This window comes from Azospirillum sp. A29 (assembly GCF_042604625.1).
Classification (GTDB): Bacteria; Pseudomonadota; Alphaproteobacteria; order Azospirillales; family Azospirillaceae; genus Azospirillum; species Azospirillum palustre.
This window is the reverse complement of sequence record NZ_CP170466.1, coordinates 2,575,823-2,600,793: the sequence shown is the minus strand read 5'-3', so window position 1 is coordinate 2,600,793 and position 24,971 is coordinate 2,575,823. Positions and strand designations below refer to the sequence as shown.

The following is a 24,971-nucleotide window of genomic DNA, read 5'->3' as shown; positions in this document are numbered from 1 at the left end:
TGCCCCTCCCATGAAGACCGCCGATTTCGACTTCGACCTGCCGCCCGACCGGATCGCCGAGCATCCCGTCCGGCCGCGTGACGCCGCCCGCCTGCTGGAGGTGGGTTCCACCTTGCGCGACTTCATCGTGCGGGACCTGCCGACGCTGTTGCAGCCGAGCGACCTGATGGTCGTCAACGACACCCGCGTCATCCCTGCCCGGCTCGATGGCCGGCGCGGCGAGGTGGCGGTGGAGATCACGCTGCACAAGCGGTTGGGCGAGCGGGAATGGGCGACCTTCTCCAAGCCCGGCAAGCGGCTGAAGCCCGGCGACACCATCGTCATAGCCGATGACTTCAGCGCCGAGGTGATCGCCAAGGACGGTATGGAGGTGCGGCTGCGCTTCTCCGCCGGCGGGGCGGAGCTGATGGAGGCGTTGCATCGCCATGGCCGGATGCCGCTGCCGCCCTACATCCGCCGCAAGGCCGACGAGGGCGATAACGCCGATTACCAGACCGTCTTCGCCGCCCGCGAGGGTGCCGTCGCCGCCCCCACCGCCGGCCTGCACTTCACACCGGAGCTGCTGGCGGCGCTGGACGAGCGCGGCGTGCGGCGGGCGCCGGTGACGCTGCATGTCGGGGCCGGCACCTTCCTGCCGGTGAAGGTCGACGACATCGCCGACCACAAGATGCACAGCGAATGGGGTGAGATTTCCGCGGAGACCGCCGCCGCGGTGAACGAGACGCGCAAGGCCGGCGGCCGGATCGTCTCGGTCGGCACCACGGCGCTGCGCATCCTGGAGACGGCGGGCCGGACGGACGGGACGCTGGTCCCCTTCAGCGGCGACACCGACATCTTCATCACCCCCGGCTACCGCTTCCGCATCGTCGACCTGCTGTGGACCAACTTCCACCTGCCGAAATCGACCTTGTTCATGCTGGTCTGCGCCTTTGCCGGCTACGACCGCATGCGGACGGCCTATCAGCACGCCATCGACCGCAACTATCGCTTCTTCAGCTACGGCGACGCCTCGCTGCTGCACAGGACGGACCCATCATGACCGGCATCGGCTTTGACCTTCTGGCGACCGACGGACGGGCGCGGCGCGGCCGCGTGACCACCGCCCACGGCACCATCGAGACGCCGGCCTTCATGCCGGTCGGCACCGCGGCGACGGTGAAGGCGATGACCACCGACGCGGTGGCCTCCACCGGCGCCGAAATCCTGCTCGGCAACACCTACCACCTGATGCTGCGCCCGACGGCGGAGCGGGTGGCGCAGCTGGGCGGCCTGCACCGCTTCATGAACTGGGACAAGCCGATCCTGACCGACAGCGGCGGCTTCCAGGTGATGAGCCTGTCCGACCTGCGCACCATGTCGGAGGAGGGCGTCACCTTCAAATCGCACCTGGACGGCAGCCGCCATCACCTGACGCCGGAACGCTCCATCCAGATCCAGCACATGCTGGACAGCAACATCACCATGTGCCTGGACGAATGCACGCCCTTCCCGGCGACCGAGGCGCAGGCGGAATCCTCCATGCGCCTGTCGATGCGCTGGGCGCGGCGCAGCAAGGACGCCTTCGTCGAGCGGCCCGGCTACGGCCTGTTCGGCATCGTCCAGGGCAGCGTCTATCCGGAGCAGCGGGCGGAGAGCGTCGCCGCCCTGACCGACATCGGATTCGACGGCTACGCCATCGGCGGGCTGGCGGTCGGCGAGGGGCAGGAGACGATGTTCCGCGTGCTCGACTTCACCGAGCCGCTGATGGTCAAGGACCGCCCCCGGTACCTGATGGGCGTCGGCCGGCCGAGCGACCTGATCGGCGCGGTACGGCGCGGCGTCGACATGTTCGACTGCGTGATGCCGACGCGGTCGGGACGCACCGGTCAGGCCTTCGTCCGCCGCGGCACCATCAACATCCGCAACGCCCGCCACGCCCATGACGAGCGCCCGCTCGACGCGGACTGCGGCTGCCCGACTTGCCGGAGCTACAGCCGGGGCTATCTGCATCATCTGTTCAAGGCGGACGAGATGCTGGGTCCGATGCTGCTGACCTGGCACAACCTGCATTACTACCAGGACGTGATGCGGACGATGCGGCAGGCCATCGCCGACGGCAATTTCGAAGAGGTCGCCAGTGCCATGGAAGCCCGCATGAACGAGGGCGACATCGAGGCGACCGTGGACCCCATCGCCAAGCCCGGCAAGCCGCCGAAGCAGGGCCGCCCGCCGAAGGCGGGTAAAGACAATGCTCCGCCGAAAGCGGGCAAGGACAGCGCCCCGCCGGAAGCCGAGCGGGTGGCGGAGGAAAAGACCGATGAGTGAGAACATCTATGCCGGCCTGACCCAGCTCGGCGGCTCCACCGTACAGCCCAGGACGCCGGAAGAGGCGGTGCTGGAGCGGGTGCCGAACCCGAACCCCGGCACTCCCTATTGCGTGCGCTTCACCGCACCCGAGTTCACCTCGCTCTGCCCGATCACCGGCCAGCCCGACTTCGCCCATCTGGTCATCGACTATGTGCCCGGCGACTGGCTGGTCGAATCGAAGTCGCTGAAGCTGTTCCTGACCAGCTTCCGCAACCACGGCGCCTTCCACGAGGCCTGCACGGTCGGCATCGGCAAGCGGTTGGTGGACGAACTGTCGCCGGTCTGGCTGCGCATCGGCGGCTACTGGTATCCGCGCGGCGGCATCCCGATCGACGTGTTCTTCCAGACCGGCGAGCCGCCGAAGGGCGTCTGGATTCCGTCGCAGGACGTGCCGACCTACCGTGGCCGCGGCTAAGCCCGCTCCACTGTCGTCCGCCGACCCGGCGCGGCTGCGGGACGCCATCCGCGACCGCGCGCTGGCGGCAGGGTTCGACGCGGTGGGCTTCGCCCCGGCGGCACTGGGGCCGGAGGCGCGCGAGCGTCTCGCGCAGTTCGTTGCCGAGGGCCGGCACGGCGACATGGGCTGGATGGCCGAGCGCAGCGACCAGCGCAGCCATCCGCAGTCGCTGTGGGACGAGGCGCGCACCGTCATCGCGCTCGGCACCAGCTACGCCCCGCACGACGACCCGCGCCGTCTTGCGGAGCATCCCGACCGCGGCATCGTCTCGGTCTATGCCCGCAACCGCGATTACCACGACCTCGTGAAAGGCCGGCTGAAGACGCTGGCGCAATGGCTGGCCCACCAGACCAAGGCCGGCGTGAAGGTGTTCGTCGACACCGCCCCGGTGATGGAAAAACCGCTGGCGGCGCAGGCCGGTCTGGGCTGGCAGGGCAAGCACACCAATCTGGTGTCCCGCCACCATGGTTCCTGGCTGTTCCTGGGCGAGATCTACACGACGCTGGAATTGCCCCCCGACCTGCCGGCGCGCGACCGCTGCGGCTCCTGCGACCGCTGTCAGGTCGCCTGCCCGACCGCGGCCTTCCCGGCGCCCTACCAGATCGACGCCCGGCGCTGCATCAGCTATCTGACCATCGAACACAAGGGGCCGATCCCCGACAACCTCAAGCCGTTGATGGGCAACCGCATCTATGGCTGCGACGATTGCCTTGCCGCCTGTCCCTGGAACAAGTTCGCCCGCGCGACCCGCGAACCCGCCTTCCTGCCGCGGGCCGAGCTGACCGCGCCGCGGCTTGCCGATCTGGCGCAGTTGGACGATGCCGGCTTCCGGCAGGTGTTCAGCGGCTCCCCAATCAAGCGCATCGGCCGCGACCGCTTCATCCGCAATGTCCTCATCGCCATCGGCAACAGCGGCGAAGCGTCGCTGAAACCGGTGGCGGAGGCCCTGACACAGGATGCCAGCGAGGTGGTGCGCGAGTCGGCCGGGTGGGCAGCAGCGAGATTGAGCGGCGCGACGAGCACGGGCGCCTGAACGGCATTTCCTCTAAGCGCGTTCTCGTCCTCCGCTCACTCTGTTGCCGCCAACGCTGTTTCGTTGTCATATGAACAGACTCGCATCTTCGCTGCACGAAGCCCGCGCCGCGGTCCCGCCGGCCGCTGAACGAGTGGAGGCCGGTCGTCATCCTTCCTGCTCACTCTCATGAATACGGGCCGGCCCAGCCGGAGGAGCTGAGCGCCGTCGCCCGGTTGGCGCGGCTCGGCTTCGGGCTGTCGCGCGACCTGTTCGACCGCTACGCCGGCCTGTTCGGCATGGACAGCATCCGCGTCCTGCGTGTTCCACGGTCCACCGGCACCGCATTGGCCGCCTGTGCCGCCTTTTGGACGATGAACCAGTGGTTCGGCGGCCGGCCGGTTCCGGTGCAGGCCATCGCCATGGTGGCGGTCGACCCGGCCCTGCGCGGCGCCGGCCATGGCAGTGCGCTGATGCGGGCCCTGCTGAAGGAGGGGCGGCAGGCCGGGGCGGCGTTGGCGGTGCTCTGCCCGGCAACCCTTCCCTTCTATCATCGGCTCGGCTTTGGCCGCGGCGGCGTCACCTGCCGCTGGAGCGCACCGCCGTCGGCCTTTGCGCAGTCCGGGGCTGCCGCAAGCGACTTGTGGCCGGCGGACCCGCTCGACGCCGTGCCGTTGGCAATGCTCCGCCAACCTCTGCTGAACGAGCAGAGCGGCCTGCCGGAAAGGACCGAGGCGCTGTGGACGCTCGCCCTCTGCCCGGACGGCGAGCCGTCGGAGCTTTACCGCAACCAGGATGGCTACATCGCGGTGACGCCGCCCCAGGATCGGCGCCTCGATGTCGCCGACCTCTGTCTGCCCTCCTCACGGTCGCTGAAACCGGCCATGACCATGCTGGCCGGTTTCAGGGCTCAAGTGGACCGGGTGACGTGGCGCGGCGGTCCGGATGACCCGCTGGCGCTGCTTGCCGGCGATGGCGTGGCGCTCGAGTGCCGCGAGGAGTGGCTGGTCCGTCCCCTCGATGTCGGCAAGGCCCTGGAAGCGAGGGGCTACCCAGCCGACATACAAGAGCATGCTATTTTTGAAATAAATGACGATTTAATTTTTGGCAATTACGCGCGCAACCACCTTGAGGTTGTCAACTCTGTCGGAAATATCTCGAAAACAGCGCAAGTCCTTGACCCGCCGGCTCGGATCGGTACCGCCGCTTTCGCCAGTCTGTTCACGGGGCACGCAAGCGCTCGCGCCCTTTGGAGAGCTGGTTTGCTTCATGGTGAAGAAAAGATGATCAGCCGTTTGCACCGCGTATTTCGCGGCGCACCGTGCTGGATGCCCGACCGCTTCTGAAATAAGTAGGTTTCCTGACCTGAATCAAACCGGACGTTAACCGACCTGTGGTTCAATCGTCCCAATGATCGGGGAGAAGCATCGCCACTTGCGATGCCATCGGGGAGTCCATAATCCATGACGATCGGAACGCGGATCGCGCTTGGCTTTGCCGCCGTGCTGCTCCTGACGGTTGGCGTGGCGTTTGTCGGCTGGAACAGCCTGAGCACCTACGCCGAACAGGTCGGCCTGGAAGCCCATACCGCCGACCTCGACACGAGGTTGAAGTCGGTGCGGCTGGAGGAGGCGCGATTCGTCACCGAACGCGACGCCAAGGCCGCGACAAATGTTCCAGGCATGCTGGACGCCCTGCAAGCCGAAGCGCAGCAGACCCGCGCCGCCCTGACGGACGGCGAAGGACGCCGGTTGCTGGACGAGGTGCTGTCCGGCATTGACGGATACCGCGCCGCCTTCAACAATTTCGTCGCCCAGGACGGTGAGGCACACGCCCGCACCGCCAGCATGGAAATGCGCGCCCGTGCCCTGCGCGAGATCGCCGAGAAGATCGGCAAGCAGCAATCGGAGCGCTATGACCTGAATATGGCCAGCAAGCGCGACGCCGACACCGAGCTGCGCCACAGCATGGACACGGCGGAGCGCGCGAACCGCGTCATCGAACGGGTGCTGGAGGTCCGGCGCCAGCAGAGCGATCTGCGCCGCAACGCCGATCAGGCCCTGGCCGACCGGATCGTCGCGGCGCTGGACGAGCTGGTGCAGATCACCGACACCGTCGCCAAGGACCTCGTCGGCACCAATGACGAGGAATCCGCCGCCCGGATCGCCGGCGACGCCCGCGCCTACCACGACACCGTGCGCGCCCTGCACGGCAAGGGCATCGCCGCGCTGACCGAGGTCGGCGTGGCCGCCGGGCTGGACGAGGCGGCCCGCGGCGTGCAGGAGCGCGCCATGGAGCTCCAGAAGAACCAGGCCATGGTGACCGAAGCGCTGACCGAAGCCTCGAAATACGCTCAGAGCGAGGTGAACGAAGCCGTCATGCTGCGCGGTCTGGCAATGCGGCTGGTGCAGGACGCCCAATCGGCGATGCTGGCCCAGCGCGATTTCCTGCTGACCGGCTCGGCGGACGCCAAAGTCGCGGCTGCCGCCGCGGTGAAGGAGATCCTGGCGATTGCCGGACAGGCCGGCGCCGTCCTGGTCGATCGGGAAGGGCGGGCGCTGATCGCCGCCATCACCGAGGCCGCCCGCGCTTTCGACTCGGAATTTACCGCGCTGTCCTCCGCCCTCGCCAAGCAGAACGACGCGTCGGTGGCGATGGCCAAGGCATCGGCCGCGGTCAGCGGTCAGGTTGGTCGATTGGTGACTTTGCAGCGCGAGGATCGCGAGGCCGGCCGCGCCAGCGCCGGCATGGTGATCGCCATCGGTGCGGCGGTGGCGCTGCTGCTGGGCGCACTGATGGCCTGGATCATCGACCGCGCCATCACCCACCCGCTGCACGCCATGACCGGCGCCATGGGCCGGCTCGCCGAGGGCGACCTGAGCGTCGACATTCCCGGTGGCGACCGCAAGGACGAGCTGCGCAACATGGCCGCCGCCATGACCATCTTCAAGGACAACGCCCTGGAGATGCGGCGGATGGAGCGCGAGCGGGAGGAGATGCGCATCCAGATCGACGCCGACCGCCGCCGCACGATGAACGAGTTCGCCAACGGCTTCGAACATGCGGTGTCGGGCGTGGTGACCTCGCTGACCGAATCGGCCGGCTCGCTGGGCCGCGATGCGCAGGAGATGTCGTCGGACGCGGCGCTGACCACGGCGAAATCCACCGCCGTCGCCACCGCCTCGCAGCAGGCGACCGCGAATGTGCAGACCGTCGCCGCGGCGGCGGAACAGCTGTCGGCCTCCATCGCCGAAATCTCGCGCCAGTTGAACGCCAGTTCCGCCACCGCGTCGGGGGCCGCCCACAAGGCGGTGCAAACCAACAGCATCGTCGAGGGTCTATCGATGGCTGCCGAGCGCATCGGTCAGGTCGTCGGCCTGATCGGCGAAATCGCCGAACAGACCAACCTCTTGGCGCTCAACGCCACCATCGAGGCGGCCCGCGCCGGCGAGGCCGGCAAGGGCTTCGCCGTGGTGGCGACCGAGGTTAAGAACCTCGCCGGCCAGACCGCCAAGGCGACCGAGGAGATTTCCGCCCAGGTGGCGGAGATGCAGACCGCGACCACCAGCGCGGTGGAGGCCATCCGCACCATCTCCGACGCGGTGACCGCGATCAGCGGCACGGTTACCGACATCGCGCTCGAAATGGAACAGCAGGGCAGCGCCACGCGCGAGATCGCCCAGAATGTCCAGCAGGCGGCCGAAGGCACCCAGCAGGTGATGCGCAACATCGCCGAGGTGACCACCGCTGCCACCAAGACCGGCGGCGCCGCCGATGCGGTTCTGGATGCAAGCCGCACTCTCGCGACCCAGGCCGACCGCCTGCGTGGCGAGGTTCAGGGCTTCCTGAACAAGGTGCGGACGGCCTGACCGCCTCTGCTGGCCTTCCCCTTCCGGGTCGCGCCAACATGCGACCCTTCAAGCAGCGGCGGCGGACCAGCGCCGGATCGGCGCACGGGAAAGGGCGGAGTTGCCGTAGGCACGCAACGTGGTGACCTCCGCGCCGATCCAATCCGGCAGCGGCACCGTCTGGTCGGGGGTCTCCAACTCGACCTCCGCAATGACGAGGCCGGAATTCTCGCCATCGAAGACGTCGATCTCCCAGCACAGGCCGTCCTGGCAATGGCGGTAGCGGGTCTTTTCGATCACCCGGCCTTTGCAGCCGTGGAGAAGAAGCTGGCGCGCGAAATCCAGATCCAGCGGATGCTCCACCTCGTCCCGGCAAGCTCCGCGCTTCAGCGATTTGATGGTGAGGGTCGCCCGGTCTTCCGCGATGCGGACGCGGACCGTGCTGACGCCGTCGGACGGCAGGTATCCCTGGACCATTCGGATGCCATTCCGGCAGAGATGCCGGACATCCTTGCGGACGAGAAAGCGCCGCTCGATTTCCAGTGCCATGGCTAGGCCCTTCGGACGATCCTGTCGACGACCCTAGCCGAAAGTTCCCACCGGCTTCAACCTCGTTGCCCTGTGTGCAGCGCAACCGAGGCTGCATGCATCCGCATTATGCCGTGACGATCGGTCGCAACAGCCTGGAGATCGATGCTATCGTCGGAGGATGAATGCCGATCTTTCCGCCATGATTCCCTGGGCCGCGATCCCCTGGCTGATCCTGTTTGCTTTATACGGGCTGCCACTGCTGCATGTGGCCTTGTCGCGCCGGGGTGGCGGGTGGCGGCCGCCGGCCGGATCGCGCTGCCCGTTCGGACCGCGCGCCGGATGGCTGGTGATGGTGCTGATGCTGGGGCCGGTCGGATGGCTGATGTTCGCGCTCCGCCGGCCCCGCCGCCCATCGGGCAGATAGCATCAGGCCGACAGGTTGCGGATCAGATCCGGCCCATCAGCAGCAGAACGATCAGGACGATCAGCAGCACGCCGAGGATGCCGCTGGGACCATAGCCCCAGCCGCGGCTGTGCGGCCAAGCCGGAACGGCGCCGAGAAGCATCAGAATGAGGATGATGAGCAGAATCGTGCCGAGCATGGCCTTCTCCCTTATGATGGAGCATTTGTGACGGACAAGCGGAACCTCAACGGGATCCTCTGGACTTTGTTCCTGTCCGGCTCGAACGTGACGGTTCGCCACCACCAAGGAGGGATGTCGCCCCACCGGCGCTCCCCGAACGCGACACCGCCGACCTTTCGGCGAGTTCGCCCCTGTTGACGGACGGCGCGTGGCCGCTTACGCTCCAGTCCATGAACGTGCATCGCATCGACGGCATTCTGCGAATTAGCGGCCCGGTTCTCCTTTGAGAGCCGGGAATTTCGCTCGTCCAGTCCGCAGAACCGTCTGAAAGCCCGATCACGCCATGTTCAGCACCGTGAACACCAATTCCCTGAACGCCAATTCCTCGAATGCCGCCCCCGTGTCCGCTTCGGATGCGCGCATCACCGCACCCGGCCGCCGGGTCGTCTTCTCCCTGGTCGCCGATGCCGATCCCGGCACCCTGCCCCGCGTTCTGGAATATGTCGCCAAGCGCGGATTGGTCCCGCTGGCACTGCACAGCCGGCTGACCGGCGACAGGCTCGACATTGCCATGGAAATCGGCGATCTGCCCCAGGCGGAAACCGACCATGTCGGCCGTTGCCTGGGACAGATCCCGATGGTGGCGCGCGTCACCGTGACCGAGCTGGCTGCCGAAGCCGCGGCAGCCGAACGGTTTACGGAATTGGTCGCGGCAGAATAGGAAAAGAGATGAGGAAGCCGGTCAGACCGGCTTCCGCGCCTCGTCCTCGCGAGCCGCTGCGTCCGCAGCCTGCGATCCGGCTTCCTGCACATCGGCCTCCTGCGTCTCCGGCAGCGGTTCGCCGATCTCCGTGCGCATCAGTTCCGCCGCCCGTTGCAGCTTGCGGAACTGGGCGATGGAGAATGGCAGGCTGACCATATAGGCGATGCCGACGATGGAGAGCGTCCACCAGGGCTGGCTGACCATCATCGCCGCCAGCAGCCCGACGCCGGCCAGGGCCGGCACCACCCAGTGGGCCGGGACCCGCGCACCCTTGAAGGAGAAGGTCGGCAGGATGCTGACCATCAGCCCGCCGATCAGCAGGGTCCACGGCACGATGACGGCCGGATGGCCGGGGAACTCCGGACCGATCTCGAACCCCAGGATCATCGGCAGCAGGACGAGGCCAGCCCCGGCCGGTGCCGGCACGCCGGTGAAGTAGTTGTAAGCCCAGGGCGGCAGGTCGACCACGCCGAGCCGCGAGTTGAAGCGCGCCAGCCGCAGGGCGCAGCATACGGCATAGGCCATGGCGGCGATCCAGCCCAGGCTGCCGGCGCCGTTCAGCCCCCACAGATACATCATGAAGGCGGGGGCGACGCCGAAGCTGATGGCGTCGGACAGGCTGTCCAGTTCCGCCCCGAACTTGCTCTGCCCGTTCAGCAGGCGGGCGATCCGGCCGTCCAGCGCATCCAGGATGGCGGCAATGACGATGGCGATGACCGCCGGCTCCCACCGTTCCTGCATGGCGAATCGGATCGCGGTCAGGCCGGAGCAGAGCGCCAGCACCGTCAGCACGTTCGGCAACAGGTGGTTGATCGACAGCCCTTTCAGCCGCGGGTGCGGCCGGCCGGGACGGCGCGCCCGGTGCGGGCGGAAGATCTGCTGGCGGAAGACGGGCGGTCGTTTCATCGCCGCACATCCCCCTGCCGCTGCGCTTCGGTCCCGTCCAGGTCGGCCAGGATCGTCTCGCCGCCGATGGCGGTCTGGCCGACGCAGACCAGCGGGGCGACGCCGTCGGGCAGATAGATGTCGGTGCGGCTGCCGAATCGGATCAGGCCGAAGCGCTCGCCCGCCTTCACCTGCTGCCCGGCCTTGACCCACCACAGGATGCGGCGCGCCACCAGGCCGGCGATCTGGACATAGGCGATCTCGCGCCCGTCGGGCAGGCGGTGGCGGAAGGCCATCCGCTCGTTCTCGTCGCTCGCCTTGTCCAGCGCGGCGTTGACAAAGGTGCCCTTGTGGTATTCGGCGGCCACGATGGTGCCGTCGGCCGGCACGCGGTTGACGTGGACGTTGAAGACGTTGAGGAACACGCTGATCCGGGTCAGCGCCTTGTCCCCCATGCCGAGCTCCTTCGGCGGAACCGCCTGGACGATCATGGTGACGCGCCCATCGGCCGGGCTGACCAGCAGTCCGGGCCGCGTCGGCGTCACCCGGTCGGGATCGCGGAAGAAGTAGACGCACCACAGGGTGAGCACCAGGCCGATCCAGCCGAGCGGCGCCCAGACGGCGAGACCCAGGATCAGGGAGACCACCGCGAAACCGGCGATGAAGGGCCAGCCGGCACGGTGGATGGGGACGACGACGGTATCGATGGCGGACATCGCCTGCTTTCTTCGTATTTTCAGACCACAGCGAACAGCCATTCTAGCTGTGCGTTGCAAGCCTTTACAGAATTTTAGCGGCCGGAGCCCATGCTGTCGTCTCCATAGCCCCTGAAGCCGAGCGTGCCGCCTTGTCCGTTCCCGATCTGAAGACCATTCAATCGCTGGCCGAAGTGCCGGACGGCGCCCTGCCCATCAATCCCGGCTCTATCGAGATGACGCCCGAGGGCGTTCTCGGCATCGCCAGACCGCCCCGCCCCTGCAAGCTGACCTTCATGGCCGATGGCCTGCCCTTCAATGTCGCCGTGCGGCATGAAGGGCCGGAGGAGGGCGGCGGCTCGATCTGCCAGATCTGGGCCGATGTCGGCCACGTGCCCTACACCGCCCAGGCGCCTGAGCGCCGGCGCGCCCTGCTGGCGGTCCTGCGCGGGATCGAAGGGCTGCCGCATGTCCGCTTCATCGTGCAGGGCGGACAGAAGATTATCCTGTTCTCGGAAATCCGGCTGGAACACCACGCCTCGCCCGAGGACCTGTTCCACCAGACCATCCTGGTCCTGCAGGAGGCGCGTCCGTTCCTGCGTCTGCTGGGCGAGTATCTGTAAGACGGAGCAGCGCTGCAGACCGGAGGTTTCCGCCCCCGGTCCGCAGCACCATGCGGTGCTTACTTCGGAACCTTGCCCTGCACGCCTTCGACGTACCAGTCCATCTTCAGGATCTGCTCGTCGGTGGCGGTCTTGCCTTCCGGGATCACGACCTTGCCGGACTGGTCCTTGACCGGGCCCTGGAAGGAGTGGCGCTTGCCGGACACGATGTCGGCCTTGATCTGGTCGGCCATCTTCACGACGTCGGCCGGAATCGCCGGGTTGTAGGGGGCCAGCTCGACCATGCCGGTGCTGATGCCGCCCCAAGTGTCGATCGGCTTCCAACTGCCGTCGAGAACCGCCTTCACCCGGTCGACATAGTAGCCGTTCCAGTCCTCGACGATCGCGGTCAGGTGCGACTTCGGACCGAAGCGGGTCATGTCGGACGACTGGCCGACCGACCACAGCCCGCGCTCCTGCGCGGTCTGGATCGGGGCCGGGCTGTCGGTGTGCTGGACGATGATGTCGGCACCCTGGTCGATCAGCGCCTTGGCCGCCTCGGCTTCCTTGCCGGGATCGTACCAGCTGTTGACCCAGACCACGCGGACCTCGGCCTTCGGGTTCTGCTCGCGCAGCGCGATGGTGAAGGCGTTGATGCCGCCGACCACCTCGGGAATCGGGTAGGAGCCGATGTAGCCGATGATGTTCGACTTGGTCATCTTGCCGGCGATGGCCCCCACCACCGTGCGGCCCTCATAGAAGCGGCCGGAGTAGGTCGCGACGTTCTCGGCGCGCTTGTAGCCGGTGGCGTGCTCGAACTTCACGTCGGGATGGCGCTTGGCCACCTTCAGCGTCGGGTTCATGAAGCCGAAGGAGGTGGTGAAGATCAGCTTGTGGCCGCTGGCCGCGAGCTGCTCGATCACGCGCTCGGCGTCGGCGCCTTCCGGCACATTCTCGACGAAGGTGGTGGTTACCTTGTCGCCCAGCGCCTTCTCGACGGCCAGACGGCCCTGGTCGTGCTGATAGCTGTAGCCATGGTCGCTGACCGGGCCGACATAGACGAAGCCGACCTTCAGCTTCTCCTGCGCGAAGGCGGAGCCCATACCCGCGCCCAGCCCCACACTCAGCGCGATCGCGGCACCGGCCAGACCCAGCACCGTCTTGCCCATCGTCCTTCTGTTCACGTCGACGCTCCTTATTCTTGATGTCGTGAGAGTTCTTGATGTCGTGAGATATGGGCTTTGTTTCGTTTTCAAAACGACGCGTCAAGCATCGGGATGAAACAGTTTCCCCAGACAGGCCGGCGCGTTCAGGCGGATGCGGGCGACGTCCCGCGAAATCAGCACTAGGACCAGAACGGTAGCCAGATACGGCAGCATCGACAAGAGCTGCGACGGCACGTCGATGCCCAGCCCCTGAATATGCAGTTGCAGGATGGTGACACCGCCGAACAGCCAGGCGCCCAGCATGGCGCGCACCGGCTTCCAGGTGGCGAAGACCACCAGCGCCAGCGCGATCCAGCCCCGGCCCGAGGTCATGTTCTCCGCCCACATCGGCGTGTAGTCCATCGACAGGAAGGCACCGCCCAAACCGGCCATGGCGCCGCCGAACAGTACGGCGAAGAAACGGATGCGCAGGACCTTGTAACCCAGCGCATGGGCGGCCGTGTGGTTCTCTCCCACCGCGCGCAGGACGAGGCCGGCACGGCTGCGGTAGAGGAACAGATGGACCAGCGGCACGGCGGCGACCGCCAGATAGACCATGATGTCCTGGCCGAACAGCGCCTGCCCCACCACCGGCAGGTCGGTCAGGCCGGGGATGTGGAGCTTCGGCAGGCCCTCCAGCGGGATGCCGACGAAGCCCTGGCCGATCAGCGCCGACAGGCCGACGCCGAACAGGGTCAGCGCAAGGCCGGTCGCCACCTGGTTGGCCAGCAGGAACAGGGTCAGCACGGCGAACAGGGAGGCGGTCGCGGCGCCGGCGAAGGCCGCAACGAGGAAACCGGTGACGGCGCTGCCGGTCTGCACCGTGACGGCGAAGCCGCAGACGGCGCCGACCAGCATCATGCCCTCGACGCCGAGGTTGAGGACGCCCGACTTCTCGACAACCAGCTCGCCCAAGGCGGCAAACAGCAGCGGCGTCGCCGCCGCGAACATGGCGGCCAGGATCGGGCCGATCAGGGCAAGGTCGCTCATGCCGCAGCCCTCCGCACACCGAAGCGGACCCGGTAGCGGATCAGCACGTCGCTTGCCAGCAGGAAGAACAGAAGCATGCCCTGGAACACTCCGGTGATGGCCTTGGGCAGGCCCATGGCGATCTGCGCCGCCTCGCCGCCGATGAAGGACAGCGCCATCAGCAAGGCCGCCAGCAGGATGCCGACCGGGTGCAGCCGGCCGAGGAAGGCGACGATGATGGCGGTATAGCCATAGCCGGGCGAAATGCTGGCGGTGATCTGGCCGATGGGACCGGCGACCTCGCCCATGCCGGCGATGCCGGCCAGCGCACCCGACAGCAGCAGCGTCAGCCAGACGATCCGCTTCTGGTCGAAGCCGGCATAGCCGGCCGCGGCCGGGGTCAGGCCGATCACCTTGATCTGGAAGCCGATGAAGGTCCGGGCGATCAGCAGCCAGCCGCCCGCCACCGCCAGCAGGGCCAACAGCGCGCCGAGATGGATGCGGGTCCCGGCCCACAGGATCGGCAGCGTGGCATCGGCTTCGAACAGCCGCGATTCGGGGAAGGCGAAGCCGTCGGGATCGCGGAAGGGACCATGGACCAGATAGTTCAGCAGCAGCAACGCCACATAGTTCAGCATCAGGCTGGTCAGGATCTCGCTGGCGTTGAAGCGCAGCCGCAGAAAGGCCGGCACCGCCGCCCAGACCGCCCCGCCGATGGCTCCGCCGATCACCATCATCGGCAGCAGCCACCAGCCGCCCTCGCCATAGAAGGCCAGCGCCAGCCCGCCGCCGGTGATGGCGCCCAGCGTCAGCTGCCCTTCGGCACCGATGTTCCAGACATTGGCGCGGAAGCCGATGGCGAGCCCAACGGCGCACAGCACGAGCGGCGTCGCCTTCACCACCAGTTCGCCGACACCGCGGACCGAAGTCACGGGCGCGACGAAGAAGGAATAGAGCGCCTTCAACGGGTCGAAGCCCATCGCCAGGAACAGGATGAAGCCGCTGAGCAGGGTCAGCGCCACCGCCAGCAGCGGCGTGACATAGACCATGGTCTTCGACGCTTGCCCGCGCGGTTCAAGACGGATGAAGCTCATGCGGCGTCTCCGGCGCTCAAAAAACCATCAGACCGCACGCGTGATCTCCCCGTCTTCGTCCGGCGGCGTGCCGAACAGGCCGCCCATCAGCAGGCCGATGCGCTCCACCGTTGTTTCGTGCGTCGGCCGGCTGTCGGACAGGCGGCCATGGAACAGCACGGAAATCCGGTCGCTCAGCACGAACAGCTCGTCCAGATCCTGGCTGATGACCAACACCGCCGCACCCGACCGCGCCAGATCGATCAGCGCCTTGTGGATCGCGGCGGCAGCGCCGGCATCGACGCCCCAGGTCGGCTGGCCGACCACCAGAAGCTTGGGCTTCTGCAGGATTTCGCGACCGATGATGAATTTTTGCAGATTGCCGCCCGACAGCGACCGCGCCTCCGCCCGATGGCCGTGTGCCACGACGTTGAAGCCGCGGATGATCGTCTCGGCATAGGCGCGGGCGCGGGCGAAATGGACCATGCCGCCGCGCACCAGCGGCTCGCGGGCATAGCCTGACAGCAGCGCGTTCTCCGACAGGCTCAGTTCCGGCACGGCACCGCGGCCCAGCCGCTCCTCCGGCACGAAGGCGAGGCCGAGCGTCCGGCGGGCCCGCGGCCCGAGATGCCCGGCCGACGTGCCCTCAATCACCACGGCGTCGGCATCGGCGAGCAGAACCTCGCCGCTCAAGGCCGCCATCAGCTCCGCCTGCCCGTTTCCGGCGACACCGGCGATGCCGAGGATCTCGCCCGCCCGGACCTCGAAATTGACGTCCTTCAGGTTGGTGGCGAAGGGATTGTCGGAGGTGGTGGACAGGTGGCGCACCGTCAGGCGCGCAACTCCGGCCTCACCCTGCGGCGGCCGCTCGGGGGTGGACAGCTCCGCCCCCATCATCATCTCGGCAAGGCTGCGCGCGGTCTCCTGCCGCGGGTCGGCGGCGCCCACCACCTTGCCGGCGCGCAGCACGGTAGCGCGGCTGCACAGGGCGCGGATTTCCTCCAGCTTGTGCGAGATGTAGAGGATCGTGCAGCCCTCCGCCGCCAGGACGCGCAGCGTCTCGAACAGCTTGGCCGCCTCCTGCGGCGTCAGGACGGAGGTCGGCTCGTCCATGATCAGCAGCTTCGGATCCTGCAACAGGCAGCGCACGATCTCCACCCGCTGGCGCTCGCCCACCGACAGGTGGAAGACGTGGCGGCCGGGGTCCAGCGCCAGACCATAGCGTTCCGACACCTCGCGGATGCGGCCGGCGAGCTGGTCCATCGGCCCTGCATTGTCGAGACCGAGCGCGATGTTCTCGGTCACCGTCAGCGTGTCGAAGAGCGAGAAATGCTGGAACACCATGCCAATGCCGAGACGGCGCGCACCGGCCGGGTCGGGAACGATCGTCTCCGCCCCCTGCCACAGCATGGTCCCGGAATCGGGGTGCAACACCCCGTAGATCATCTTGACCAGGGTGGACTTGCCGGCCCCGTTCTCACCCAGCAGCGCATGGATCTCACCCGGTTGCAGGACGAGATCGACATGGTCGTTGGCCAGACAGCCTGGGAATCGCTTGGTGATGCCGCGCAGCTCCAAACGGGGCGGCGGAGCGTCCGGGGGGTAGGTCTCGGCGTGCGAAGGCAAGGAGGAGCAATCCGGAATAAGGTCAAACCTGTATGGCATTGCCAAAGCCGTGCCACCGCTACCAACAGAGTAATCCGGCGGCACCACCGGCCGTCAACAACCGATCCTCTGCCCAAAGGCGATGCATCTGCCGCTTTGGTCATCATGCCACAGTCGACTCGAGCAACCCAGCCCTTCACCCAGCTCATTGCCTGACGCATTGCAGTGCGGCAGGCCCTTGCCAGCCGGGCCGTTCCGCCCAACACTTCAGTCGATTGGATGATGTGGAGGCGAGGATGTCGGCGGGTTACGCAGTTCTGGACCAGCGGGGCGTGGTGGCGGTTACGGGCGAGGACCGCAAGGCGTTCCTGCAAGGGCTGGTGTCCAACGACGTGCTGCGGGTCACGCCGGACCGTGCCGCCTATGCCCTGTTCCTGACGCCGCAGGGCAAGTTCCTTCATGATTTCAACTTGGTCGAGTCGGGGGCAGAACCGGATGCCGCGCTGCTGCTGGACCCGGAGACGGAGCGCCGCGCCGACCTGCTGCGCCGGCTGAAGATGTACAAGCTGCGCTCGAAAATCGCGCTGGAGGACCGCTCGGAACAGCTTCGCGTGGTCGTCGCCTTCGGGGACGGCGCGCTGGAAGCACTGGGCCTGCCGGCCGAACCGGGTGCGGCCCGGGCTTTTGCCGGCGGCGTCGCCTTCGTCGACCCGCGGCTGCCGGCCCTGGGGGCCCGCCTGTTCCTGCCGGCCGACGGGCTTGCGGCATTGGAGGCGGTCGGTCTGGCGCCGCGCGAGGTCGCAGACTACGACCGGCTCCGCCTGTCGCTCGGGATCCCCGACGGCACACTGGACCTGATCCCGGAGAAATCGATCCCACTGGAAAGCCGGATGGACGCGCTGAACGCCATTTCCTGGGACAAGGGCTGCTACATGGGGCAAGAGCTGACCGCCCGCACCAAGTACCGCGCCCTCATCAAGAAGAAGCTGTTCCCGGTCGCCATCGACGGACCGGTGCCAGACGCCGGCACCCCGGTGACGCTGGATGGCAAGGAGGCCGGCGAAGTGCGCAGCGGCCGTGACGGCGCCGCACTCGCCTTGCTGCGGTTGGAGGACGTGCAGCGCGCGGCCGAGAACGGGCTGACCTTTCAGGCAGGGCCGGCGGCTCTGACGCCGCGCGAACCCGGGTGGGACCCTACCACGAAGGGTTAGCCGCACACCGAAAGAGTTCCCGGAAGGAGTGATCAAACGGGCGTCGCTCCTGTTGTTGTGATGTCTTCAGACACAACGACAAAGGAGCCACCCCATGCGTCGCACCCTGATCGTCACCGCCGCCTCGCTGGCTCTCATGACGGGCGTCGCCGTCGCGCAGACCACGTCGCCGACCGTGGGCAACCCGTCCTCGTCCACGTCCAGCATGTCGAACAGCGCAACGCCGGACAGCACCACCAGCACGACCAACAGCGGCATGACCAAGTCCGGTCCGACGGGCGGCCAGCTCGCCAGCGCCGACGAACTGATCGGCAAGAACGTCTATGGCCGCGACAACAACAAGATCGGCGAGGTCGACGACGTCATCCTCGACGGCACCGGCCAGGCCAAGCAGCTGGTGATCAGCTCCGGCGGCTTCCTCGGCATCGGCGAGAAGCAGGTCGCGGTCGACTACAGCGCCGCCAACTGGGATTCGCAGAACAACCGCCTGAACCTCGCCGGCATGAGCCGCGACGACGTCAAGGCGATGCCGGACTTCAAGTACGACGACACCATGACGTCGTTGAACAAGACCCGCAAGCCGGCGGAAAAGGAAACGGTCGCCCCGGGCGCTGCCCCGACGACCGGCACCACCACGGCGAAGTAAGAGCTGCCTGCGGTTTGAGGTGGGGGCATCCGCCCCCGCCCGTCATCCCCGTAGCAAATCCACAAACCGCCGACAGGCCACGATCTCCGCGCGAACGTTCGCGCGGCGTTTCGTGGCCTCTGCGTCTTCGCCCCACTGCTCGATCTGGTAGGTCTCGTCCAACTGCGAGACCTCGAACGCTTCTTCGGCGCTAAGACGGCCTTCCAGCAAAGCCAGCGCGACGATGATCGATCCGCACACACCGGTCGCGGTCTGAAGCGCCGACAGATACCAGTCGTCCGTCCGCTCCACCACCCGGCGCAGGGCGGCCAGAGCTTCCTCCGGCTGAGGCCTGGGCATCAGCCCGGCGCAGACATGCAGCGGGGCGTCATAGGTCAGCGCCGCCCAATCCAGCAGAGGCTGCCAGAGCTGGGCCTGTCGCTCCACCAGCGGCTGGGGATGTTCGGCGCGGTAGCACAGCAGGTCGGTTTCGGCATAGGCGCTGATGGCGGGGACAATATCCGCCCGCTTGGCCGGGATCAGGTCGACGGCGGTGCTCGACAGCTGCATCAGCGGCATGGAATGAGCGTCGATCTGGTCGCCCTGCGCCGCCCATTCATCGGCCACGCCCTGGGCCAGCGCCCGGCTGGGGAAGACCAGGGGCGCCTTGGCCGGGCTGCGCACCGGACGGCCGTCCAGCTCGACCCGGAAACCACCCTCGGTCTCTCCGACGCCCGCCGCCTTGTAGAAACGCTTCATCGCTTACCCTTCCAAAAGCTCCAGCACCGCGGTGGCCACGTCGCGCCCGCGGTGGACGATGCGGTCTGCCCCGGCCCGCTCCAGCTCCGGCACCGCATGGTAACCCCAGGAGACACCCACCGACCGCACCCGCGCGTTGCGGGCCATCTGAATGTCGTAGGTGGTGTCGCCGATCACAACCGTCGCCGCTTCTTCCGCACCCGTCTCCGCCAGCGCCCGCTGCACCATATGCGGGTTCGGCTTGCTGGGACCGACGTCGGCGGTCTGCAAGGTGACGAAGCGGCCGGTCAGCCCATGCCCCTTCAGCACCGCATCGAGCCCGCGGCGCGACTTGCCGGTGGCCACCCCCAGCAGCACCCCCGCCTCCTCCAATGCCGCCAGCGTGTCGAGGATGCCGGGGAACAGCGGCTCGTCCACTTCGCCGCGGCTGCGGGCGGCGGAGAAGGCGCGCTTGTAGCTTTCCGCCACCGCGACATGCAGGTCGGCATCCCGCTGCGGCAGCAGCAGGGCCACCGCCTCGAACAGCGACAGCCCGACCATGCGGCGGACATCCGCCGGGTCGGGTTCGCCCAGACCATGTTCGGCCCAGGCCCGGGTCATGGCGTCGATGATGGCGAACTGGCTGTCGACCAGCGTGCCGTCACAGTCGAACAGGGCGAGTCGAAGCGGCGATTTCCCCAGCGGAGCCATCATTCGAAATCCTCGAACGGGTCGTCGCGCAGGTTGGGTCTGAAGCCGAAATACTTCCAGGTCGCCAGCATGTGGTCGGGCAGCGGCGCCGTCACATCGATGGTCTTGCCGCCCCGCGGATGCGGCAGGATCAGCCGGCGGGCATGCAGGTGCAGCTTCTTCGCCACCTCTGCCCCGCCGGCCAGGAAGGCGCCCTGCCCGGCATATTTCCCGTCGCCCAGGATAGGCGTGCCGACGGCGGCCATATGGACGCGCAGCTGGTGGGTGCGCCCGGTCAACGGCCACATGGCGACGAAGGCCGCCTGCTTGCCGACATTTTCCTGCACCGAATAGACGGTGACGGCGCGCTTGCCCTCTTCCTTGTTCTCCGCCACCCGCTCGCCATGTGGGCTGCCTTCCTTGGCCAGCGCCAGATCGATCTTGCCCTGATAGGGCGTCGGCACGCCGACGGTGACGGCCCAGTAGATCTTGCGCACCGCACTGCCGCGGAACAGCTCCGTCAGCTTGCTGGCGGCGAAGGTGGTGCGGGCCAGCAGCAGGACGCCGGAGGTGTCCTTGTCCAGCCGATGGACAAGCTTCGGCCGCTCGTTGCCGTCGAAGCGCAGGGCGTCGAGCATGGCGTCGAGATGCTTGGAGGTGCCGGTGCCGCCCTGCACCGCCAGACCGGCCGGCTTGTTGATGGCGATCACGTCGGCGTCGCGGTAGAGCACCAGCGCCTGCAACTCGGCGATCTGCTTGTCCGACATGCTCTTGGGCTTGCTGCTCCCCTGGCTCGGTCCCCTGACCGGTGCGGCCCAGGCGGCCAGCGGCGGAATGCGCACACCCTGCTTGGCCGCCAGCCGCGTCGACGTCTCCGCCCGCTTGCCGTCGACACGGACCTGACCGGTGCGCAGCAGCTTTTGCAGGTAGCTGTGGTTCACGTCGGGGAAATGCCGCTTGAACCAGCGGTCGAGCCGCATGTCGGCCTCGTCGGCCGTGACGATGCGGGTTTCGACCTTGCTGTCGCTTTTGGCTTCGGTCGACGCGGTATCGGCGTGATCGGCAGCGGGCTTGGGAGAGTCAGTCATCAGAGGGACACCGAAACAAGAGAACGCACGGCCCACAGGCCGGCAAAGAAGCCCACCACGCTGAACAGCGTCGAGGCGAGGAAGTATCCCGCCGCCGCAGCGATCTCGTCACGGGCGACGAGGACACCGATGTCCAGCGTGAAGGAAGAGAAGGTGGTGAAGCCGCCCAGGATGCCCACCAGAAGGAAGGCGCGCAGCTCGGGCGACGGCGACCATGTCAGCGCCGCCAGTTCCGACAGTACCCCCATCACCGTGCAGCCGATCACGTTGACGATGATCGTTCCCACCGGAAAGCGGCTGCCGATCCATTGTGCGATCGCGAGCAGCATCAGGTAGCGTGCCACCGAACCGGCGGCACCGCCGACGGCGACGGCGAGCAAGGATAGGGGGGATGCGAGCACGGCGCCTCCGGACGAGCGCTGGGATAGGGAAACGGGGGTGGAGCGCCGGATTAGAGCCAGAAACCGGCGGACTTGTCACGCAATGGACAATCGCGGCAGGATCGCAGTCATGGAAAAGCTTCCCTCCAACGCCGCATTGCTGGTCATCGACCTGCAAGAGGCCATCGACGACCCGCGCTGGAGCCTGATCGGCCCGCGCAACAATCCGCAGGCGGAGTACAACGTCGCGGCCTTGCTGGCCGCATGGCGGCGGGACGGTCGGCCCATCGTCCATATCCGCCACGATTCGGTGGAGCCCGACTCCAGCTACCGCCCCGGCGGTCCCGGCCACGCCTTCAAGGAGGAGGCGAGGCCGCTGCCCGGCGAGACCGTGATCGGCAAGCGGGTGAACAGCGCCTTCATCGGCACCGGGCTGGACGAGTGGCTGCGCGACCGGGGCATCGCCACGCTGGTGGTGGCCGGCGTCATCACCAACAACAGCGTCGAGGCGACGGTGCGGATGGCCGGCAACCTCGGCTACGACGTGCGTCTGGTGGCCGACGCCTGCTTCACCTTCGCCAGGAAAGACCGGTCGGGGAGGCTGCGGACGGCCGACGAGGTCCACGACCTGTCGCTCGCCAACATGGACGGCGAATATGCGACGGTCGTGGATACGGCGGCCGTGCTGGGCTGAACGCCCCTTACGCCAGCTTCGCCTTCAGGAACTCCACCGTCCGCTTCCAGGCCAGATCGGCGGCGTCCTTGTTGTAGCGCTCGGCCGACGTGTCGTTGTGGAAGGCGTGGTTGACGCCGTCATAGACGTAAATCTGGTGTTCGACATGCGCCTTCTTCAGCGCCTCGTCGTACGCCGGGATGCCGGCGTTGATGCGCTGGTCCAACCCAGCATAATGCAGCAGCAGCGGCGACTTGACCGTGGTGACCAGCGCCGGGTCGGGGGTCGGGCCGTAGAAAGCGACGCCGGCCTTCAGGTCGGGCGCCTTGATCGCCAGCCGGTTGACCATGCCGCCGCCCCAGCAGAAGCCGACCGCTCCGACCTTCGCCGAGGAATAGCGGTAGGCCATCAGGTAGCTCATCGCCGCGATCAGGTTGTTGACCGTCTTGTCGGTGTCGAGCTGGCCGATCATGTCGCGCGCCTTGTCGGCATCCTGCGGCGTGCCGCCCAACGGCGACAGCAGATCCGGGGCAAACGCCACGAAGCCTTCGGTGGCGAGGCGGCGGGTGACGTCCTCGACATAGGCGTTCAGGCCGCGGTTCTCGTGGACGACGACCACCGCCGGAGCCTTGTCCGCCAGCTTCGGCCGGGCGATATAGCCGGACACGTCGCCGGTCGCCCCTTGGAAGGACACTTTTTCCGCCGCCAGACGGGTGTCGTCCTCGCCGACCACGGCGGCGCGGGCGTAGTTCGGCTCGATAGCCGACAGGATCGCGGGAATCGCCGCCGCACTTCCGGCCAGCGCCGCCAGCCGTTCCAGGAAGACCCGGCGCGGCAGCGGCGCGTGGGTGTATTCGTCGTAAAGATCGATGATCCGCTGGTCCATCCCCGATGCCCCTGTTTTGCCTCGTGCCGCAGCTCAGCCGGTGCGGTCGCGCATGAGAGTGGTGGCGACGCACCGGCTTGGCAACCGGGAGACGGATCCGCTTTCGGCCTATGACGCCGCTTATCGGGCTTCCGACGCCACCTCGGTCAGCGGCACCAGTTCCGACGGCTGGTATTCCACCAGCAGGCCGTCGCGCATCTCCAACACCCGGTCCATGCGGCGGGCGAGGTCCAGATTGTGGGTGGCGACCAGGGCGCCGACCTTGGCCTGACGGACGATGGCCGACAGCATGGTGAAGACATGCTCCGCCGTGTGCGGATCGAGGTTGCCGGTCGGCTCGTCGGCGATCAGCAGCGACGGGGCGTTCGCCAGCGCGCGGGCGATGGCGACGCGCTGCTGCTCACCGCCCGACAGGCGGGCCGGGCGGTGGGTGCCGCGCTGCTCCAGCCCGACCATGCGCAGAAGCTCGTCGGCGCGCTGCCTGGCGACCGATTTCGACACGCCGGCGATCATCTGCGGCAGGACGATGTTCTCCCGCGCCGAGAATTCCGGCAGCAGATGGTGGAACTGGTAGACGAAGCCGATGGAGCGGCGCCGCACCTCGGTCCGCTTGCCGTCGTCCAGATTGGACACATCGGAGCCGGCGATGCGCACCGTGCCGCCAGTGGGCCGTTCCAGCAGGCCGGCGATGTGCAGCAGCGTCGATTTGCCGGCCCCCGACGGGCCAACCAGCGCCACCAGTTCGCCACCGCCGACCGTCAGATCGACTCCGCGCAGCACCTCCAGCGTCTCGCCCGCCTGTTCGAAGCGGCGGACGATCCCCTTCAACTCAAGCATCGGCTGCATGACGGCGTCACTCATAGCGCAGGGCCTCCACCGGGTCGAGCCGGGCGGCGCGCCAGGACGGGTAGATGGTGGCGGCAAAGGACAGGCCCAGCGCCATCAGCGTCACCTGGGTCACCTCGCTCCAGTCGATCTTGGCCGGCAGGTGGGACAGGAAATAGATCTCGGCATTGAACAGGTTGGTGCCGGTCAGCCCCTGGATGACCTGCCGGATGCTCTCGATGTTCAGCGCGAAGGACACGCCGAGCGCCAGCCCCAGCAGAGTCCCGGTGACGCCGACGCTGGCACCGGACAGGAAGAAGATGCGCATCACCATGCCGCGCGTCGCCCCCATGGTGCGCAGGATGGCGATGTCGCGCCCCTTGTCCTTCACCAGCATGATCAGGCTGGAGATGATGTTGAAGGCCGCGACCATGATGATCAGCGACAGGATCAGGAACATCACGTTGCGCTCGACCTGGAGCGCGGTGAAGAAGCTGGCGTTCGACTGCTGCCAGTCGACCACCCTGCCCTTCCCTGCCACCGCCGACTGGACGGCGGACCGGGCCGCGGCGATCTGCATCGGATCGCTGACGAAGACCTCCAGCGAGGTCACGGCGTCGCCGGTGCGGAAGAAGGCCTGCGCCTCCTCCAGCGGCAGGAAGATGAAGCTGTTGTCGTATTCGAACATGCCGACATCGAAGATGGCGCCGATGGGATAGCTGCGCATCCGCGGCACGGTGCCGAAGGCGGTGACGTTGCCCTGGGGTGCGATCAGCGTGATCTGGTCGCCGACCGACAGGCCCAGGCGCTGGGCCATGCGCACGCCGATGGCGACGCGATCCTCCCCGAACTCGTCGACCGAGCCGCGGATGACGTTGTTGGCCAACGTCGGCCGCACCTTGAAGTCTTCCGCCCGCACGCCGCGGATGACGGCACCGGACGCGACGCCGCGCACCGACACCAGCGCCTGCCCCTCCACCGTCGGGGTGACGTTGACCACACCCGGCGTGTTGCGCAGCTTGCCGGCCAGGATGTCGAAGTCCGGCAGCGGTCCGCCCCGCGAGCTGTAGACGTTGAGATGTCCGTTCAGACCGAGCACTCGGCCCAGCAGCTCCGCCCGGAAGCCGTTCATCACCGCCATCACGATGATGAGCGTCGCCACGCCGAGCGCGATGCCCAGCAGCGAAAACCCCGCGATGACCGAGATGAACCCTTCCTGGCGGCGTGCCCGGAGGTAACGCATCGCGACCATGCGTTCGAAGGCGTTGAAGATCATGAGG

At 67.5% G+C, this 24,971-nt stretch carries 27 protein-coding genes; 12 read left to right on the top strand and 15 right to left on the bottom strand.

Annotated elements, in window-relative coordinates; genetic code table 11:
- The first annotated feature begins 10 nt into the window (after nt 1–10).
- The 6 genes from queA (at nt 11) to ABNQ38_RS27420 (ending at nt 7,684) form a co-directional block, all read left to right on the top strand.
- Nucleotides 11–1,039, top strand: a complete 1,029-nt coding sequence (queA, locus tag ABNQ38_RS27445) for a tRNA preQ1(34) S-adenosylmethionine ribosyltransferase-isomerase QueA (protein ID WP_377808976.1) — start codon at nt 11–13, stop codon at nt 1,037–1,039.
- Nucleotides 1,036–2,304 carry a tRNA guanosine(34) transglycosylase Tgt gene (gene tgt / locus ABNQ38_RS27440; RefSeq protein WP_377808975.1) on the top strand — a complete coding sequence of 423 codons (1,269 nt, stop codon included), beginning with the start codon at nt 1,036–1,038 and terminating at the stop codon, nt 2,302–2,304. Before queA ends, tgt begins: the two co-directional genes overlap by 4 nt.
- Nucleotides 2,297–2,761 carry a preQ(1) synthase gene (queF, locus tag ABNQ38_RS27435; RefSeq protein ID WP_377808974.1) on the top strand — a complete coding sequence of 155 codons (465 nt, stop codon included), beginning with the start codon at nt 2,297–2,299 and terminating at the stop codon, nt 2,759–2,761. The genes tgt and queF overlap by 8 nt, the downstream gene beginning before the upstream one ends.
- Nucleotides 2,748–3,836 carry a tRNA epoxyqueuosine(34) reductase QueG gene (queG, locus tag ABNQ38_RS27430; protein WP_377808973.1) on the top strand — a complete coding sequence of 363 codons (1,089 nt, stop codon included), beginning with the start codon at nt 2,748–2,750 and terminating at the stop codon, nt 3,834–3,836. The genes queF and queG overlap by 14 nt, the downstream gene beginning before the upstream one ends.
- 125 nt (nt 3,837–3,961) lie before the next feature.
- Nucleotides 3,962–5,161, top strand: coding sequence for an enhanced intracellular survival protein Eis (gene eis, locus ABNQ38_RS27425; RefSeq protein WP_377810127.1), 1,200 nt, complete (start codon nt 3,962–3,964; stop codon nt 5,159–5,161).
- Between the two features lie 117 nt (nt 5,162–5,278).
- The gene (locus ABNQ38_RS27420) at nt 5,279–7,684 is read left to right on the top strand and encodes a methyl-accepting chemotaxis protein (RefSeq protein ID WP_377808972.1); all 2,406 of its coding nucleotides are present in this window, start codon (nt 5,279–5,281) and stop codon (nt 7,682–7,684) included.
- Nucleotides 7,685–7,732: 48 nt separating this feature from the next.
- Here the strand turns inward: ABNQ38_RS27420 and ABNQ38_RS27415 are convergent, their stop codons facing one another.
- Entirely contained in the window at nt 7,733–8,212 is a 480-nt protein-coding gene (locus ABNQ38_RS27415; RefSeq protein ID WP_377808971.1) for a CYTH domain-containing protein, read from the bottom strand.
- Between the two features lie 160 nt (nt 8,213–8,372).
- On the opposite strand from ABNQ38_RS27415, the gene ABNQ38_RS27410 reads away from it, so the two are divergent.
- Nucleotides 8,373–8,618, top strand: coding sequence for a hypothetical protein (locus ABNQ38_RS27410; protein WP_109096524.1), 246 nt, complete (start codon nt 8,373–8,375; stop codon nt 8,616–8,618).
- Nucleotides 8,619–8,640: 22 nt separating this feature from the next.
- Here the strand turns inward: ABNQ38_RS27410 and ABNQ38_RS27405 are convergent, their stop codons facing one another.
- A complete protein-coding gene (locus ABNQ38_RS27405) occupies nt 8,641–8,796 on the bottom strand; it encodes a DUF3309 family protein (RefSeq protein WP_042694949.1) in 156 nt (51 codons plus the stop codon).
- A gap of 325 nt (nt 8,797–9,121) precedes the next feature.
- Here ABNQ38_RS27405 and ABNQ38_RS27400 point away from each other — a divergent pair, with 325 nt between their 5' ends.
- The gene (locus tag ABNQ38_RS27400) at nt 9,122–9,499 is read left to right on the top strand and encodes a hypothetical protein (RefSeq protein ID WP_377808970.1); all 378 of its coding nucleotides are present in this window, start codon (nt 9,122–9,124) and stop codon (nt 9,497–9,499) included.
- Between the two features lie 21 nt (nt 9,500–9,520).
- On the opposite strand, the gene ABNQ38_RS27395 is transcribed toward ABNQ38_RS27400, so the two are convergent.
- Nucleotides 9,521–10,447, bottom strand: a complete 927-nt coding sequence (locus ABNQ38_RS27395) for a CDP-alcohol phosphatidyltransferase family protein (RefSeq protein ID WP_377808969.1) — start codon at nt 10,445–10,447, stop codon at nt 9,521–9,523.
- Nucleotides 10,444–11,142, bottom strand: coding sequence for a phosphatidylserine decarboxylase (locus ABNQ38_RS27390; protein WP_377808968.1), 699 nt, complete (start codon nt 11,140–11,142; stop codon nt 10,444–10,446). Before ABNQ38_RS27390 ends, ABNQ38_RS27395 begins: the two co-directional genes overlap by 4 nt.
- A gap of 131 nt (nt 11,143–11,273) precedes the next feature.
- Between ABNQ38_RS27390 and ABNQ38_RS27385 the strand changes: the two genes are divergently transcribed.
- Nucleotides 11,274–11,744, top strand: a complete 471-nt coding sequence (locus tag ABNQ38_RS27385) for a hypothetical protein (protein WP_377808967.1) — start codon at nt 11,274–11,276, stop codon at nt 11,742–11,744.
- A 59-nt stretch (nt 11,745–11,803) separates the two neighbouring features.
- On the opposite strand, the gene ABNQ38_RS27380 is transcribed toward ABNQ38_RS27385, so the two are convergent.
- The 4 genes from ABNQ38_RS27380 to ABNQ38_RS27365 all read right to left on the bottom strand — a co-directional run bounded on the left by ABNQ38_RS27380 (nt 11,804) and on the right by ABNQ38_RS27365 (nt 16,596).
- Nucleotides 11,804–12,892 (bottom strand): BMP family ABC transporter substrate-binding protein, encoded by a 1,089-nt coding sequence (locus tag ABNQ38_RS27380; protein WP_098739394.1) that lies wholly within the window; start codon nt 12,890–12,892, stop codon nt 11,804–11,806.
- A 96-nt stretch (nt 12,893–12,988) separates the two neighbouring features.
- Nucleotides 12,989–13,918 (bottom strand): ABC transporter permease, encoded by a 930-nt coding sequence (locus ABNQ38_RS27375; RefSeq protein WP_377808966.1) that lies wholly within the window; start codon nt 13,916–13,918, stop codon nt 12,989–12,991.
- Nucleotides 13,915–14,991 (bottom strand): ABC transporter permease, encoded by a 1,077-nt coding sequence (locus ABNQ38_RS27370; RefSeq protein ID WP_377808965.1) that lies wholly within the window; start codon nt 14,989–14,991, stop codon nt 13,915–13,917. Before ABNQ38_RS27370 ends, ABNQ38_RS27375 begins: the two co-directional genes overlap by 4 nt.
- A gap of 27 nt (nt 14,992–15,018) precedes the next feature.
- Nucleotides 15,019–16,596 (bottom strand): ABC transporter ATP-binding protein, encoded by a 1,578-nt coding sequence (locus ABNQ38_RS27365; protein ID WP_377808964.1) that lies wholly within the window; start codon nt 16,594–16,596, stop codon nt 15,019–15,021.
- Between the two features lie 275 nt (nt 16,597–16,871).
- On the opposite strand from ABNQ38_RS27365, the gene ABNQ38_RS27360 reads away from it, so the two are divergent.
- Together ABNQ38_RS27360 and ABNQ38_RS27355 are read left to right on the top strand one after the other, a co-directional pair.
- Complete coding sequence (locus tag ABNQ38_RS27360; RefSeq protein WP_377808963.1) at nt 16,872–17,786, top strand: YgfZ/GcvT domain-containing protein; 915 nt, start codon at nt 16,872–16,874, stop codon at nt 17,784–17,786.
- A 94-nt stretch (nt 17,787–17,880) separates the two neighbouring features.
- Nucleotides 17,881–18,432 carry a PRC-barrel domain-containing protein gene (locus tag ABNQ38_RS27355; protein WP_377808962.1) on the top strand — a complete coding sequence of 184 codons (552 nt, stop codon included), beginning with the start codon at nt 17,881–17,883 and terminating at the stop codon, nt 18,430–18,432.
- A 42-nt stretch (nt 18,433–18,474) separates the two neighbouring features.
- Here the strand turns inward: ABNQ38_RS27355 and ABNQ38_RS27350 are convergent, their stop codons facing one another.
- The 4 genes from ABNQ38_RS27350 to crcB are packed head-to-tail and all read right to left on the bottom strand — an operon-like array spanning nt 18,475 to nt 21,328.
- Nucleotides 18,475–19,170, bottom strand: coding sequence for an ATP12 family chaperone protein (locus ABNQ38_RS27350; protein WP_377808961.1), 696 nt, complete (start codon nt 19,168–19,170; stop codon nt 18,475–18,477).
- 3 nt (nt 19,171–19,173) lie between these two features.
- Entirely contained in the window at nt 19,174–19,860 is a 687-nt protein-coding gene (locus tag ABNQ38_RS27345) for an HAD-IA family hydrolase (RefSeq protein WP_377810126.1), read from the bottom strand.
- Entirely contained in the window at nt 19,860–20,927 is a 1,068-nt protein-coding gene (locus tag ABNQ38_RS27340) for an RluA family pseudouridine synthase (protein ID WP_377808960.1), read from the bottom strand. The genes ABNQ38_RS27345 and ABNQ38_RS27340 overlap by 1 nt, the downstream gene beginning before the upstream one ends.
- Nucleotides 20,927–21,328: a fluoride efflux transporter CrcB gene (gene crcB, locus ABNQ38_RS27335; protein ID WP_109052084.1), complete on the bottom strand. Its 402-nt coding sequence runs from the start codon at nt 21,326–21,328 to the stop codon at nt 20,927–20,929. Before crcB ends, ABNQ38_RS27340 begins: the two co-directional genes overlap by 1 nt.
- Before the next feature lie 109 nt (nt 21,329–21,437).
- Here crcB and ABNQ38_RS27330 point away from each other — a divergent pair, with 109 nt between their 5' ends.
- Nucleotides 21,438–22,001, top strand: a complete 564-nt coding sequence (locus ABNQ38_RS27330; protein ID WP_377808959.1) for a cysteine hydrolase family protein — start codon at nt 21,438–21,440, stop codon at nt 21,999–22,001.
- 7 nt (nt 22,002–22,008) lie between these two features.
- Here the strand turns inward: ABNQ38_RS27330 and ABNQ38_RS27325 are convergent, their stop codons facing one another.
- From ABNQ38_RS27325 to ABNQ38_RS27315, 3 genes are all read right to left on the bottom strand, one after another.
- Complete coding sequence (locus ABNQ38_RS27325) at nt 22,009–22,866, bottom strand: dienelactone hydrolase family protein (RefSeq protein WP_377808958.1); 858 nt, start codon at nt 22,864–22,866, stop codon at nt 22,009–22,011.
- Nucleotides 22,867–22,986: 120 nt separating this feature from the next.
- A complete protein-coding gene (locus ABNQ38_RS27320) occupies nt 22,987–23,727 on the bottom strand; it encodes an ABC transporter ATP-binding protein (RefSeq protein ID WP_377808957.1) in 741 nt (246 codons plus the stop codon).
- A complete protein-coding gene (locus ABNQ38_RS27315; protein WP_377808956.1) occupies nt 23,720–24,967 on the bottom strand; it encodes a lipoprotein-releasing ABC transporter permease subunit in 1,248 nt (415 codons plus the stop codon). The genes ABNQ38_RS27320 and ABNQ38_RS27315 overlap by 8 nt, the downstream gene beginning before the upstream one ends.
- Between the last annotated feature and the right edge of the window lie 4 nt (nt 24,968–24,971).

Bases quoted from the DNA above. Each gene is read 5' to 3' on its own strand.
- queA (WP_377808976.1), top strand. From the start codon at position 11: ATGAAGACCGCCGATTTCGACTTCGACCTGCCGCCCGACCGGATCGCC.
- tgt (WP_377808975.1), top strand. From the start codon at position 1,036: ATGACCGGCATCGGCTTTGACCTTCTGGCGACCGACGGACGGGCGCGG.
- queF (WP_377808974.1), top strand. From the start codon at position 2,297: ATGAGTGAGAACATCTATGCCGGCCTGACCCAGCTCGGCGGCTCCACC.
- ABNQ38_RS27420 (WP_377808972.1), top strand. From the start codon at position 5,279: ATGACGATCGGAACGCGGATCGCGCTTGGCTTTGCCGCCGTGCTGCTC.
- ABNQ38_RS27415 (WP_377808971.1), bottom strand. From the start codon at position 8,212: ATGGCACTGGAAATCGAGCGGCGCTTTCTCGTCCGCAAGGATGTCCGG.
- ABNQ38_RS27410 (WP_109096524.1), top strand. From the start codon at position 8,373: ATGAATGCCGATCTTTCCGCCATGATTCCCTGGGCCGCGATCCCCTGG.
- ABNQ38_RS27405 (WP_042694949.1), bottom strand. From the start codon at position 8,796: ATGCTCGGCACGATTCTGCTCATCATCCTCATTCTGATGCTTCTCGGC.
- ABNQ38_RS27400 (WP_377808970.1), top strand. From the start codon at position 9,122: ATGTTCAGCACCGTGAACACCAATTCCCTGAACGCCAATTCCTCGAAT.
- ABNQ38_RS27395 (WP_377808969.1), bottom strand. From the start codon at position 10,447: ATGAAACGACCGCCCGTCTTCCGCCAGCAGATCTTCCGCCCGCACCGG.
- ABNQ38_RS27390 (WP_377808968.1), bottom strand. From the start codon at position 11,142: ATGTCCGCCATCGATACCGTCGTCGTCCCCATCCACCGTGCCGGCTGG.
- ABNQ38_RS27380 (WP_098739394.1), bottom strand. From the start codon at position 12,892: ATGGGCAAGACGGTGCTGGGTCTGGCCGGTGCCGCGATCGCGCTGAGT.
- ABNQ38_RS27375 (WP_377808966.1), bottom strand. From the start codon at position 13,918: ATGAGCGACCTTGCCCTGATCGGCCCGATCCTGGCCGCCATGTTCGCG.
- ABNQ38_RS27370 (WP_377808965.1), bottom strand. From the start codon at position 14,991: ATGAGCTTCATCCGTCTTGAACCGCGCGGGCAAGCGTCGAAGACCATG.
- ABNQ38_RS27360 (WP_377808963.1), top strand. From the start codon at position 16,872: ATGTCGGCGGGTTACGCAGTTCTGGACCAGCGGGGCGTGGTGGCGGTT.
- ABNQ38_RS27355 (WP_377808962.1), top strand. From the start codon at position 17,881: ATGCGTCGCACCCTGATCGTCACCGCCGCCTCGCTGGCTCTCATGACG.
- ABNQ38_RS27350 (WP_377808961.1), bottom strand. From the start codon at position 19,170: ATGAAGCGTTTCTACAAGGCGGCGGGCGTCGGAGAGACCGAGGGTGGT.
- ABNQ38_RS27345 (WP_377810126.1), bottom strand. From the start codon at position 19,860: ATGGCTCCGCTGGGGAAATCGCCGCTTCGACTCGCCCTGTTCGACTGT.
- ABNQ38_RS27340 (WP_377808960.1), bottom strand. From the start codon at position 20,927: ATGACTGACTCTCCCAAGCCCGCTGCCGATCACGCCGATACCGCGTCG.
- ABNQ38_RS27330 (WP_377808959.1), top strand. From the start codon at position 21,438: ATGGAAAAGCTTCCCTCCAACGCCGCATTGCTGGTCATCGACCTGCAA.
- ABNQ38_RS27325 (WP_377808958.1), bottom strand. From the start codon at position 22,866: ATGGACCAGCGGATCATCGATCTTTACGACGAATACACCCACGCGCCG.
- ABNQ38_RS27320 (WP_377808957.1), bottom strand. From the start codon at position 23,727: ATGAGTGACGCCGTCATGCAGCCGATGCTTGAGTTGAAGGGGATCGTC.
- ABNQ38_RS27315 (WP_377808956.1), bottom strand. From the start codon at position 24,967: ATGATCTTCAACGCCTTCGAACGCATGGTCGCGATGCGTTACCTCCGG.